The organism is Spirosoma utsteinense (assembly GCF_014282275.1).
GTDB lineage: Bacteria > Bacteroidota > Bacteroidia > Cytophagales > Spirosomataceae > Spirosoma > Spirosoma utsteinense.
In genome coordinates this window covers 46,562-60,007 of sequence record NZ_VFIA01000032.1, presented here as the reverse complement: position 1 = coordinate 60,007, position 13,446 = coordinate 46,562, and the positions used below count along the sequence as shown (strand labels likewise).

Genomic DNA, 13,446 nt, shown 5'->3' with positions numbered 1-13,446 from the left:
TTACGAGTACGTTTTTTACCGATTACCAGGCGCAAATTTTCGCCCGTCGAGGGTCGTGTATTTAAAATCGGTAGAACCGTCGAAACGGGCATTGTCGAAGTTGGTACCGCGCGGGAATTGGGTGTATTTAAAGTCAGCGGTGTTCGAAAAACGGGCCTGACGGAAATCGACGCTTTCCTCGAACTTCGTGTATTTGAAGTCGGCGTACCGCCCGAAGGCTACTTTTTCAAAGGTCGATGATTCGTCGAACTTCGTGTATTTAAAGTCGGCATACCCCTGGAAGGTTGAGCCGCTAAAGTCGGCAGCACTGCGGAATTTGGAGTATTTGAACAACACATCGTCCCGAAAGGTATTGTCGGTGAAGATAGCCCGCTGTTTGAAGGTTGAGTATTTGAAGGCGGCATCCTTCTCGAAGGTGCAGTTTTCGATGGTCACTGCTTCGGTGAAGTCTGTGTTGTACACCTTATTGCTCATTTTCAGCAGCCGACGTTCATCCTGTTCGTCGGTGCGGTAGGCCAGGACCTTACCGGTAAAGCGGCAGTCCTTAAACGAAACTGGTACGTTGACTACGCTCAAATATTCCTGCGAATCTCCCTTCCAGCTGCCTTCACGCACTTCTTTGCGGTTATCCAGACTGGTTAAATCCAGATCGCCCGTAATGGTTGCGTTTCGGTAGGAAACCGTTTCGTTTCGGTTGATCTTGGCGATAATGTCACTGGCGCTTACCGTTGACTGGGCCAGTGTGGGCGCTGTTGTGACAAGGGCCACAAACAACGAAAGAAGGAGGGTTTTCATAAGCAGTCTGTGGGGGTTGGTTTGGGTAATGATGTAAACTCATGCCCGAAGGTTGCCTATGCCCGAAAATAAAAATACCGAACCCGGCAGTCAGGTTCGGCATTGTTTGGTGTCTGCTGCCAGAAAATGATCTTTTCTATTTTGTCAACGGGGGTATCCATTTTTTTGTGAACCTATAGGCTGGCTGAAATCTGAGCGGTCGATAGGAAAATTAGTTTATACATTTTTTCTCCTTACTGGTAAGCGAACTGTCTAGCAGGCCCATTTTGTCATTTTTCCCGGCTTGACTTGGGAAAAAGCAGCTCTTTTTTTCTTTCAGTTCCGTTGTTCCCGGTTCGCAAAGGACGCTACAGGCTTCACCCTCTACAAAGCGCAACAAGCCGTCCTTGCTGACAATGCGCATGCCGTACTTAAATCGCCCCCGGTACCGCGTGCTGAAGGTTGAGCCGTTATTCCGATAGCCGTTCCAGGCATAATTCTCCAGGTCGTTATAAACGAGGGTTGGGCGTTGAAACAGCACCGTATCACCCTCCGCACTAAAGATTGTAAAGCCCTGTACCTCGCCAATCCCGGAACTGACGAACGGATAAAAATAGTCATTGACTCCGTCGTTATTGGGCGTGAAGACGTTCGGTACGTATATCGAGTGCTTACCCAATTGAAAATTAACCGGCTGCACCCCGCAGCAGGATTCATATTCTATCGGCAGGGGTGTCTGGGGAGCGTTTTCCTTCGGCGAGCAGCTTTGCAGGCAGGTCATGCCCAGTAGAAGAAGTAGTGACTGTTTCATGGTTTTACTGATTGTTACGTAGTGGGTTTTTTATTTCCGCGCTGACGTTAGTTAGCTGCGGATTGCCGTTGTTTTAGTCAACGTTTTCTGCGTGAGCAGGACAACGCTCAAATTTAAGTGATCAGCTCTGTTATGAAAAATGCCGAACCTGACTATCAGGTTCGGCATCGTCTTTAACGAAAAGGACATACCTAATCGAGCCACATTACTTTGTCATAAGCGACTTCATAATCCATTTCCTGTAGCGGCATCAGGCCCGCAAAGTGCCCGGTCTCATCGGTCTGGACGGCGTTCCAAAGGCCCGACGCGTCGCGCAGCAGCAGCCGGTAGCCGTAAAGGGGATGCAGGGTAGCCGAATCGGTACGATGGTCCCAGCCGGTTTGCAGCTCGATGGCAAACGCAATCCGGTCCATAACCTCGTCCAGTTGATTGGCCAGACTGCCAGCCCCGTCCAGTTCTTCAATCCAGAGTACCAGCCCGTCTGTTCCCCAATCGAAATGGAGCTGGTCGGGTGTTAACGTTATGATGGATGCGTTCATAGTCGGTTGTGTATTTTGAGTGCGTTCGTGTTAAGCACTCAGTTGCCAGAGCCCCTGGCTGGGTACAGCAATGGCTGACTGTTCTTCGCGCCATTTGCGCAGCCAGAAACGGTACTTTTTACGGCCATACTCAATGAAATTGGGAATGGACGTAGCATCGATTGCAAACAGGCGATGAGGACGCTGTTTCATGACGCCGATGAACACAAACCGGAACTGCCGGGTCGAATCCCACGCTTTTTCGTCCGAGTGACGCAGACTATCCACGTAAAAGGCCGCCTGGCGGTCGTAGTCATAGGTGTAGCACGACTCCAGAAACTGAGCCTGGGTCCTGGCCGACGTTGTTTTTACGTCGATAACGAGGGCATTCCGGCGTTTTGGGCTGGTATAGACCATGTCCAGCCGTGCTTTGCAGGCAACACCCGTCGTTGGGTCGGTCGAGAGTACGGTACGCTCCCGTTCGGACCGTTGCAGGTAGCGCCGACAGAATGTATCCTGCCGAATGGTTTTCATCAGCGTAGCCAGCTTATCGACCTGATCGGGCTCCATAGCGTCCAGCCCTGGCGTAAGGTCGGGTAATAACTGTTGAAGCACCGTACCGATGGTTTCGGGTTCGAGCAGGTGCTGATGGAAGGTCCGGCCAAAGACCTTCGCTTTGTCCATATTGTACCGGGCCGGACCGCTCCCCATTCCATAACCCAGGTGTTCTTCCTTGAGCCGGGTGAGGTCTGAGTTCGACACACGTGGTATAGAGCGATATTCGTCAGCAGGGCTGAAAAGCGACTGGGTGAGTTGAGTGGCACTGGGTGAAATCATGACAGAGAGCGTTTGGGGTATGCAGTATGCACGGCACCCCTGGTAGCGTGCCGGCAAGCAGGAAAAAAACAGGTCAGGCTCAACCCGCCGGCAGCAGCGTTGCTTCTTCGGCAACGTTGGCAAAGGGGTTGTAGTAGTTCATCGCAGTTTTAATATTGGCGATGTCGGTGAGCGTTTCCTGACGGAAGATTTTGGCTTCCTGCGCAAACTGCTTTAATACCTGCGTCTGCTTTTCATCGGCCATCTTGTAGGTGAAGTTCGCGATGTAGTAGACGCCCTTTGGATGAATTTTAGTATTCTCTTTCTTCTCGGCAATGGCCGTGATCACGACGTCGGCGAGGGTCAAGTCGTCGTAGTAGAGTGGTTCGATCAGCCGGAAGATATTATCGACGGAATAGCCATGGAACAGCACTGCCGACACACAGTTCTTCTCATCGATGAAGAAGATTTCAGCCCAGTTCTTGGTGCCCATATTCAGGATGTTGTCCGTGAATATGCGCCAGGCAATAGGCTGAAAGGTAAGTGTACGCCCCAGCTTTTCGGCACCGTTGATATTGAATACGCCCTCTTTTGCATCGAAGCGATACTGGCGGGGGTGCCCTTCCAGGTATTTATAGCGTCGGGCAGTCCCGTTGCCAGACAACTCGCCAACAGATTCGGTACCCTTTTGAAACGGGTTAGGAACGGTTTCGCTTTGAATTGTCTCGATTTGGCCGTTGTTTTGCGTGTTCATTAGTATTTGTTGTTTACTGTTCAAGCAGGGGACCCGTTTTGCGGTCCCTTTTGCCTTTTATAAGGGTGCTGTTTACTGACTTAAAATTACACAGTTTCGCGTAAAAAGCAAACCCGTTTCCTCATATTATAGCGCTTATTTTACAGTTTTGTGTGTAAAAGTGAGCAAGGCTGTAGATAAGCCGCCCAGGGGCCCGGATATACGTTAGAAACACGGCCCGCCCCACCTTTTCCAGTACCCTGCTGCCCCGTATATGCCATGATCGAAACCCGTCTTCAGCAATTAATTGACGCTCTTAACGTCAGTGTTTTGGAGTTTGCCCGACAGCTGGGCGAACATCGGGGCGAAAAAGTGTACCACATTCTGCACGGTCGGCTTAAGCCGCGCTACGACACGCTCGAGAAAATTCTGACTGCTTACCCCCAGGTCAATGGTGACTGGCTATTGCGGGGTGAAGGGCTGATGTTCAAACAGCTTAACTCGCCATCGGCGGCTATTACGACCGAGGAGCGGCTGCGTAACGTGGAATTTCTGCTCTTCCAATTAAATGAACGGATGGCACTGCTACAAGCCACCAATGATCAGCTGCTCGCCGAATTAGCCGCGCTTCGGGACGACAGGAACGTATAGCTAACTCACTTTACGCGAAGCCAGGCTTATGTAGAACGGATTATCAATCCATTCCACGTAAGCCTGGCTTCGCGTAAAGTGAATAATAAATAATAAAGGCGTTAAGTAAAAATACTTATCTAAGCGTAGCATTATTTAAATGTCAAACTAGCTGTTTATGCTGGTTTTTTTCATTATTCCCACATTAAATAAAATACTATTGATTATTATACTAACAATTACTTATTTGCTTGCGTATAAATACTTATACAAATATAACCTAAATTAATATTTTCATTCATGAGGAACATCTTCTGTTCAACAGCAAGACTGTGCCTGCTGATGAGCTTATTGCTCTCGGTGACACTAACGTTTGGGCAAGGGCCCGTCCGAACGGGTAAGGTAAGTGGGCAGGGCGACGGTGGCGGTATCCCCGGGGCCAACGTATCCGTTAAAGGGACTGCCCGCGGAGTAACGACCAATGCCAGTGGAGATTACAGCATTCAGGCCGAAAACGGAGCGGTGCTTGTCGTTTCATTCATTGGTTACAAGGCGCAGGAAATCGCCGTTGGCAATCAAACCAGTATTAATATCACGCTGACCGAGGATGTATCGACCCTGAATGAAGTTGTCGTAACGGGCTATAGTGCCCAGTCCCGGCGCGACATCACGGGTGCTGTTGCTACGGTGAATACCAAAGAGCTGCTCTCGATTCCGGCCACAGATGTATCCCAGCAGTTGCAGGGCCGGGTTGCGGGTGTAACCGTCACGTCCGATGCCACGCCGGGTGGTAGTGCTACGGTACGGATCCGGGGGTTTGGTACGATTGGTAATAATGATCCACTTTACATCATCGATGGCGTACCGACGCAAAACCTCGGTACGATCAACCCGAACGACATCGAAACGTTTCAGGTGCTGAAAGATGCCTCGGCTTCGTCGATCTATGGATCGCGGGCGGCCAACGGTGTTATCATCATCACGACCAAGAAAGGAAAGGCGGGTGTATCGCAGATCACCGTCAACTCCTACTACGGGTCGCAGCAGTGGGCCAAGAAAGGCGAAACGCTGAACTCCGAAGAGCTGGGCCGGTACCTGTACCAGGCTGACCTCGGCGCGGGTAAAACGCCCTCACACGGACAGTATGCCTACGGAGCAAACGGCGAGGTGACGATTCCTGCCTACGTTTTTCCGAGTGCCGGCAAGGAAGGGACAGCTGGTGTGAATCCTAATCTGTACTCCCTGACCCCGAGCAACATTTACCCCATCACGCGCTCGGCCAACACCAACTGGTTTGATGAAGTAACCCAGTCGGCACCCATCCAGAACTACCAGATTGGGGCTACGGGTGGTTCAGAGACAGGGCGCTATGCGCTGACGGTCAATTATTTCAACCAGCAGGGAACGGTCAAACACATTGGTTTTGACCGTTACTCGATCCGGGCCAACACCGAATTTAACGTGAAGAAGCGCATTCGTATCGGCGAAAACCTGACAGTGGCCTACAGCAGCCGGAAAGGCGGTTTCAATAACAACGAAGAGCAGAACGCGGTTTCGGGCGCTTTCAAGCACCACCCGCTGCTACCCGTATATGATATTGCCGGTAACTTTGCCGGTAGCCGGGGCCTGAATCTGGGTAACAACGAAAACCCGTTGGCCACGCTCTACCGCCAGCGCGACAATCGCTATAACAGCCTCCGCGTATTTGGTAATGCCTACGCCGAAGTGGATCTGCCTGCCGGTTTCACCGCCCGTTCTTCCATTGGTATCGACGCCAACGGCGACCGCGCCAAATACCTCCGCCGGGCCAATCCTGAATACATCGAGGGTAACTTCAACCTCGAACTGACCGACCAGAATCGCTACAATTACCAGTGGGTCTGGACCAATACGCTGAGCTATACCAAGACCCTGAACACCGTCCATAAGATCGATGCCTTCGTTGGGACGGAAGCTATCCGGCAGTACCAGGAGTTTTTCGGTGCGTTCCGCAGTGGTTTCTTCAACGATCAGTTGTCCATTCAGAGCTACCTCGATCTGGGCAACCGCTCCTCGTCGAGCAATGAAGGTCGGATAGAACAGGATTACTCGCTGTTCTCGCTGTTCGGCAAGGTTAACTACGCCTTCGGCGATAAATACCTGATTCAGGGTATCCTGCGGCAGGATAAATCGTCGCGTTTCCTGTCGGCCTCCAACAGTGCGCTTTTTCCGGCGGTGAGTGCGGGCTGGCGGATTTCGGAAGAGAACTTCTTCAAGAATAACGTGCCGTTCGTCAATGACCTGAAGCTGCGCGCTGGTTTTGGTATTACGGGTAACCAGGCCATCGGCGATTACAACTCCTACACGACCTACCGGTCCGACACATTTCACAATGGCTACCCGATCGACGGCAGCACCAGTACGGCAACGATTGGTTTCAGCCCCCAGCGCTTTGGTAACCCCAATGCTAAATGGGAATCGACAGCCTCGACCAACCTGGGCCTTGACCTGTCTCTGCTGGCCAGCAAACTGGAGATCAACTTCGATGTCTGGAGCCGGAAAACAACGGATATGCTCTTCACGACGCCCTTTACGTTTACCGCCGGTGATGCCGACATTCCGTCCTACAACGTGGGTAGTATGCAAAACCGGGGTATCGATCTTGCCATCAGCTACCGCAATCAGGTGGGTGCTTTGCGGTATAGTGTAACGGGCAACGTGGCCACCTACCGCAACAAAGTGCTGAAACTCGATGAGAGCGAGAACACCCGCTATTTTGGGTATAGCTCGCGCGTTCCGGGCGGTGGCGTAACGGTTACGCAGGCGGGTTTGCCTGTCTCGTCGTTCTTTGGGTACAAGGTGCTGGGTATTTTCCAGTCGGAAGAGGAGGCCAGGGCATGGCCACAGTTTGGTACCAGCTCCTACAACCGGGCGGGCAAGTTCAAGTTTGACGATGTCAATGGCGACGGAACCATTACGGATGCTGACCGGACCGTTATTGGCAACCCGCACCCCGATTTCACCTACGGGCTGAACGTAAACCTGGGCTACAAAGCCTTCGATCTGACCCTGTTTGGCAGTGGTTCGCAGGGGAATGATATTTTCAACTACACCCGCTACTTCACGGATTTCAACACGTTCCAGGGCAACCGGTCGCCCCGCGCCCTGTACGAAGCATGGTCGCCAACCAACAAGGGTGGTACAACGCCCATTCCGGATGCCAACGACCAGACCAGTAGCCTGCCATCTACTTACTTTATCGAGAACGGCTCGTACTTCCGGCTGAAAAACGTCCAGCTTGGCTATACAATTCCCAAAACGGTACTATCCCGGCTTGGGCTGAGTAGCTGCCAGGTGTACGTGCAGGGCCAGAACCTGCTGACAGTTACCAAGTACACCGGGCTGAACCCGGAGATCAGTATCTCGAACAACACCAATTCAGACCGGAACCGGAACCTCGGCTTCGACGGCGGCTATTTGCCCGTGTCTCGCTCACTGCTGGTTGGCTTGAACCTGGCATTTTAATCAACTCATAAAAAAACTCGCATAGATTATGCAAACGGTTCATAAAAAAATCGCTGTGTCGGCGCTGGTCCTCGGTGGATTGCTGATGCTGGATGCGTGCAGTAACGATTTCCTGACCCGCCCGCCACAGGGGCAGTATAGTCCTAATTCGCTGTCCAATAACCAGGGCATCGAGGGTATCCTGATTGGGGCCTACGGAATGCTCGATGGGCAGGGTATCGACGGCCAGGACGCCTGGAACAATGAAGTCCAGAACTGGGTATTTGGCGGCCTTACCTCCGACGATGCGTATAAAGGGACCGACTCGGGCGACCAGCCGGAGCAGTCGTTCCTCGAACGGTACGATTTTCAGGCTACCAACGGACACATCCGTAACAAGTGGCGTGGGCTGTACGAAGGCGTGGCCCGTACCAATAACGTGCTTGATAACCTGGCCGAGGCAAAAGATATCACCGACGCCCGCCGGAAGCAGATCGAAGCCGAAGCCAAGTTTCTGCGGGGGTATTATCACTTCGAGGCCCGCAAGATTTTCCGCTACGTGCCCTACATCGACGAGAAAACGTACGATGTAGCCGACCCAAACTCGACCAAAATACCGAACGACAAAGAGATCTGGCCTAATATCGAAGCTGATTTCCAGGCTGCTGCCGCCGGGCTTCCCGAAACGCAGGCCCAACCCGGCCGCCCTACCAAGTGGGCCGCGCTGGCGCATCTCGGCAAAACGTACATGTTTCAGGGGTTTGATGTAGCCACCGGTGCGCCGAATGCGGCAAAACTACAGGCTGCTAAAACGGTACTCGATCAGATCGTAAACAGTGGCAAGTTTAGCCTGATGAGCAACTTCTCTCAGAATTTCGATTCGGATACGCGTAATAATGCCGAGTCGATCTTCGAGGTGCAGTATGCCAAATCGGCATCTGACGATGGAGCGGCCACGGCGGGTATGGGTCTGGCCCACCCCTACGCATCGCCCTGGGGCTGCTGTGGTTTCTACCAGCCATCGCAGAACCTGGTGAACGCCTACAAAACCGACGCTACGGGCTTGCCGTTGCTCGATACGTTCAACGATGTCGACGTGAAAAACGACCAGGGTGTTGCGCTGGAAGCCGCTTACACGCCTTACACGGGTACGCTGGACCCTCGTCTGGACTGGACGGTTGGTCGCCGGGGTATTCTGTACAAGGATTTCAAGATCCACAACAGCGACTTTATCCGGGATCAGACCTATGCCGGGCCTTACTCGCCCAAGAAGCACGTGGCGTCTAAGAAAAATACCCTGCTGGGTGTCGGCTGGCAGAACCTGACGGCCAACAACTACCGGCTGATCCGGTACGCCAGCGTATTGCTGTGGCTGGCCGAAGCGGAGGTCGAAGTAGGGAGCCTGAGCCGTGCCCGTGAACTGGTCAATCTGGTTCGGAAGCGGGCGGCCAACCCCGCCGACTTTGTCCGGAAGGCGCTCCCCGGCGATACCCGCGATGCGTATACCGAACTGAATGAGCCTGCTGCCAACTATGTTATTGCTGAATACGGAGCGGCCTCGCCTGTTTTCGCGACCAAAGAAGCGGCCCGGAAAGCAGTTCGGTTCGAAACCCGGCTGGAGTTTGCCATGGAAGGTCACCGTTTCTTCGATCTGGTTCGCTGGGGTATTGCCGACCAAACGTTGAGCGCGTACCTGATTAAGGAGGGGGAAAAGCGCACGTACCTGAAAACCGGGCGCTTCACCAAAGGGAAGAACGAGTATTTCCCCGTCCCACAGCAGGCTATTGATAATGCGTTCAAAAGTGGAGCGCCCACGCTGATCCAGAATCCAGCGTATAAATAGGTGGTAGAGGGAGGAGGGAGGAGAGGGAGGAAGGAGGAAGGAAGGGGAAGAAGCCTTTCCATCCTCCTTCCTCCCTTTCCTCCCTTTCCTCCCTTTCCTCCCTTTCCTCCTTTCTCCTTCCCCCCTTTCCTCCCTTCCTAAAAACAACCCCTCTGCTTTTTAGGTTATAATCCCTAAAAACCACTTAACGTTATGGCAACGACATCACCATTCGATCCAGATAAAGTGGATCCTGAGTTCTATTCCCAGGACCCTAACCAGCACGGCGATTCAGACTACGGTCGCGAGTCGGAAGGCGTTGGTACCAATGCCTACAAAGACTCGACCTCGGGAATGGACATGGAGACCGAGAACCGGAACATGACCGCCGAAAGTCGGGAAGACAATAAGAACGTCGGTAAACCTGATCTACCCGTGGGAGAAAAGTATGGCACCACTCAGGCGTGGGATGTCGATGCTGACGCGGTCAATGATTCTGGCCAGCCAAAGGGGCATATGATGAGCGACGAAGCGGCTAAAAAGTTGGACGAAGTAGCTGAAAACCCATCAGACGATGCCCTTTTCCACCGGGGCGATGCGACATACCTCGAAGATGGGGACAACCCCGGCGAAGGCTATGACCCGCACAATAAAGGGTATGACGGTAAAGATAAAACGGATTCCCAATAGGGGCTTTCCGGTAGTTGCTCGACGACCTGTAGTTGTTGACTGACTAACGTATACGAATCAGATCAGCGACCGGGGCAGACGTCCCGGTCGCTTTTTTTATTGGCTGGGCCGACGGGCTGTCCGTCTTTGTTTCGTAAACTTGTCCCATCGGGATACCCCGATTCAGTTGATCCGCGGCTTGCTAACCGCCTTATGTGACTTTACCTTGCTTATCGAAACCCGTGCCTACGCCCGGGCGGGCCTGCTTGGAAACCCGTCTGATGGCTTTTTTGGCAAAACAATTGCCATTACCGTCCGTAATTTCGGCGCGTCCGTTACCTTGTATCCGTCGCCCGAATTACACGTTGAACCTCAGCCGCAGGATACCAACGTGTTCAGAAGCCTGCATCACCTGCGCGACGCTGTTAGTACCCTGGGTTATCATGGTGGAGTGCCGCTGCTGAAAGCCGCCATCAAGAAATTTGCCGAGTACTGCGAAGCTGAACATATCCGCTTGCCCAACCAGAATTTTTCCATCCGCTATAGCACATCGATTCCCCGGCAGGTGGGTTTATCGGGCTCCAGTGCCATTATCGTGGCTACGTTTCGGGCATTGATGCAGTTTTACAACGTGGAGATTCCCTTACCGGTGCTACCCAATCTGGTGCTGGCGACAGAATCGGAGGAACTGGGGATTACGGCTGGCCTGCAGGACCGGGTTATCCAGTGCTATGAAGGTTGCGTTTACATGGATTTTGACCGGGCTACGATGGAGCAGCAGGGGTATGGCCAGTATGAGCCCCTCGATCCGCGTCTGCTGCCCAAACTGTATATTGCCTATAACACCGACCTTGGCAAACAGTCGGGGCGGGTCCATAACGACGTCCGGGCGCGCTGGCTCAAAGGCGAAGAACTGGTGGTGGAAACCATGAATGCCATTGCCGATGTAGCCCGGGAAGGGAATGAAGCTGTGCGCCGGCAGGATACCGACGCGCTGAATGAGCTTGTGAACCGGAATTTTGATCTGCGCGCCCGTATCTACGCCATCAGCGATAGAAACCGAAGCCTGATCGATACGGCACGGGCCTGCGGAGCATCGGCCTCGTTCACCGGATCGGGTGGTTCCATTATCGGCCTTTACCGCGATGATGCCATGCTGAACCGCCTGTTTGTTGGACTCAAGAAAATAAACGCCCGTGTTATAAAACCATATATTGTTTGAAGGGGAGGAAGGAGGAGAGGGAGTAAAGGAGTAAAGGAGTAAGGAGAAAAGGCATAATTCCGCTGATCCCTCTCCTCCCTTTAATCCCCTTCCTCCCTCTCATCCCTCCTCCTTTCCTCCCTCCTCCCTTTCCTCCCTCTTTCCCCCCTAGCTATGATTAAGAAAGCTGTTATCCCCGCTGCCGGTCTGGGAACCCGGTTTTTGCCCGCTACCAAGGCCCAACCTAAAGAAATGCTTCCCATTATCGACCGACCCACCATCCAGTATGTGGTGCAGGAAGCCGTCGATTCGGGTATCGAAGATATCCTGATCATTACCGGAAAAGGAAAGCGGGCGATCGAAGACCATTTTGACCGCAACTTCGAACTGGAAACGCGGCTCGAAGAGAAAGAAGATCAACTCCTGCTGGATGAGATGCGCCGACTGTCTGACATGGCCAATCTGCACTATGTTCGTCAACGCGAGCTGAACGGGCTTGGCGATGCCATCCGGTATGCCCGGCATCATGTTGGTAACGAGCCGTTTGCGGTGTTGCTGGGCGATACGATCATGGACTCGGTTATTCCCGTAACCCAGCAGCTCATCGACACTTACGCCCAATATGGCTGCTCGGTCATTGCCGTAGAAGAGGTTCCGCACGACAAAGTGAACCGGTATGGCATCGTAGGCGGGCGGTCCATTGGCGACCGTATCCTCGAACTGGACACGCTCGTGGAGAAGCCCGCGCTCATCGATGCACCGTCCAACCTGGCCATCGCGGGCCGCTACATCCTGACGCCCGATATTTTCGATATGCTGGAGCAGACCCCGGTGGGTAAAAACAACGAAATTCAATTGACCGACGCCATGCTGCTGTTGCTCAAACGCGAGAATCTGTATGCCCACCGTATCGAAGGAAAACGTCACGATATTGGTAACAAGCTCGATTTTCTGAAGACAACCGTCGAGTTTGCGTTGAAGCGTTCTGAGTTTGCGGCCCCGTTCCGGGCCTTTCTGGAAGAGATTCTTAGCCAGAAGTGAGGTATGTTTGTTTCCGTTTCGCCTTTACCTTACTGGAAGTACGTTTAACCGGCCTTTCCTTATTCTTCACGATAACTACAGTACGCACAACTTTAACATTCTCAACCATGAACTATCTGCGTGTATCGGCTGCGGCCCTCCTGGCCCTCGCCCTTATTGCCCCCAATACCAACGCTGCCGAAGCTAAACCGAACCCGGTCAAGTCAGGCGAGCCCGCTGCCAGGAAAGGCAAATGGGAAACGCTATTCGATGGGAAAACCCTCACCGGCTGGCATATTTACCTCAAACCTGGTCAGCCTGTTACGGAGAAATGGGTCGTTGACGACAATGCCATTCACCTGACCCAGGGTGGCATAGGCGATCTGGTAACCGATAAAGAATACGGCGATTTCGAGCTGGAGATCGAATGGAAAATTGCCGAAGGGGGTAACAGCGGTATTATTTTTCACGTAAACGAAGACCCGAAATTCAAAGCTACTTACCAGACTGGTCCCGAGATGCAGGTGCTCGACAACGAGCGTCATCCGGATGCCAAGCAGGGACGTGATGGCAACCGTACGGCTGGATCGCTCTACGATCTGCAAAAACCGGTTACCCCGATGGCCGCGAAACCCGCCGGTGAATGGAATAAGGCCCGCCTGGTGATCAGCAAAGGCAAAGCCGAACAGTACCTGAACGGAAAGAAAACAGCCGAGTACCAAACCAGCGGTCCTGAGTGGGACAAGATGGTGGCCGAAAGTAAATTCAAAGGATGGGAAGGCTTTGGTAAATACAGTGCTGGCCATCTGGCCTTGCAGGACCACGGCAACAAGGTCTGGTTCCGTAATATCCGGATTCGCGAATTGTAACGGTAGAGACGCAACCTTTTGCGTCTTTGTAGCTAATCCTTCCCGTTTCCTGGCCGGATGGTTTTTACGGATGCTCAGGAGACGTAACTGATTATACTGA

Annotated in this window: 12 protein-coding genes; 7 read left to right on the top strand and 5 right to left on the bottom strand. The window is 52.9% G+C overall.

The genetic code is table 11. From position 1 onward, the window contains the following. Positions 1-15: 15 nt before the first annotated feature. The 5 genes from FH603_RS21145 to FH603_RS21125 form a co-directional block, all read right to left on the bottom strand. On the bottom strand, positions 16-795 hold the full coding sequence (locus FH603_RS21145; protein ID WP_186739696.1) for a pentapeptide repeat-containing protein: 780 nt from the start codon (positions 793-795) through the stop codon (positions 16-18). Positions 796-1,006: 211 nt separating this feature from the next. Further along, positions 1,007-1,585 carry a T9SS type B sorting domain-containing protein gene (locus tag FH603_RS21140; protein WP_186739695.1) on the bottom strand — a complete coding sequence of 193 codons (579 nt, stop codon included), beginning with the start codon at positions 1,583-1,585 and terminating at the stop codon, positions 1,007-1,009. A gap of 191 nt (positions 1,586-1,776) precedes the next feature. Beyond that, positions 1,777-2,124: a hypothetical protein gene (locus tag FH603_RS21135; RefSeq protein ID WP_186739694.1), complete on the bottom strand. Its 348-nt coding sequence runs from the start codon at positions 2,122-2,124 to the stop codon at positions 1,777-1,779. 30 nt (positions 2,125-2,154) lie between these two features. Continuing rightward, positions 2,155-2,940: a PD-(D/E)XK nuclease-like domain-containing protein gene (locus tag FH603_RS21130; protein ID WP_186739693.1), complete on the bottom strand. Its 786-nt coding sequence runs from the start codon at positions 2,938-2,940 to the stop codon at positions 2,155-2,157. Positions 2,941-3,019: 79 nt separating this feature from the next. Continuing rightward, positions 3,020-3,673 carry a hypothetical protein gene (locus FH603_RS21125; RefSeq protein ID WP_186739692.1) on the bottom strand — a complete coding sequence of 218 codons (654 nt, stop codon included), beginning with the start codon at positions 3,671-3,673 and terminating at the stop codon, positions 3,020-3,022. Between the two features lie 258 nt (positions 3,674-3,931). Here FH603_RS21125 and FH603_RS21120 point away from each other — a divergent pair, with 258 nt between their 5' ends. From FH603_RS21120 to FH603_RS21090, 7 genes are all read left to right on the top strand, one after another. Further along, on the top strand, positions 3,932-4,303 hold the full coding sequence (locus FH603_RS21120; protein ID WP_186739691.1) for an XRE family transcriptional regulator: 372 nt from the start codon (positions 3,932-3,934) through the stop codon (positions 4,301-4,303). 321 nt (positions 4,304-4,624) lie between these two features. After that, entirely contained in the window at positions 4,625-7,786 is a 3,162-nt protein-coding gene (locus FH603_RS21115; RefSeq protein ID WP_235985420.1) for a SusC/RagA family TonB-linked outer membrane protein, read from the top strand. Between the two features lie 28 nt (positions 7,787-7,814). After that, positions 7,815-9,608, top strand: coding sequence for a RagB/SusD family nutrient uptake outer membrane protein (locus tag FH603_RS21110; protein ID WP_186739689.1), 1,794 nt, complete (start codon positions 7,815-7,817; stop codon positions 9,606-9,608). Positions 9,609-9,800: 192 nt separating this feature from the next. Then, positions 9,801-10,277, top strand: coding sequence for a hypothetical protein (locus FH603_RS21105; RefSeq protein ID WP_186739688.1), 477 nt, complete (start codon positions 9,801-9,803; stop codon positions 10,275-10,277). Positions 10,278-10,482: 205 nt separating this feature from the next. Next, entirely contained in the window at positions 10,483-11,478 is a 996-nt protein-coding gene (locus FH603_RS21100) for a mevalonate kinase family protein (RefSeq protein WP_186739687.1), read from the top strand. Between the two features lie 153 nt (positions 11,479-11,631). Beyond that, positions 11,632-12,498 carry a UTP--glucose-1-phosphate uridylyltransferase GalU gene (gene galU, locus FH603_RS21095; RefSeq protein ID WP_186739686.1) on the top strand — a complete coding sequence of 289 codons (867 nt, stop codon included), beginning with the start codon at positions 11,632-11,634 and terminating at the stop codon, positions 12,496-12,498. Between the two features lie 107 nt (positions 12,499-12,605). Beyond that, complete coding sequence (locus tag FH603_RS21090) at positions 12,606-13,346, top strand: 3-keto-disaccharide hydrolase (protein ID WP_186739685.1); 741 nt, start codon at positions 12,606-12,608, stop codon at positions 13,344-13,346. The last annotated feature ends 100 nt before the right edge of the window (positions 13,347-13,446 follow it).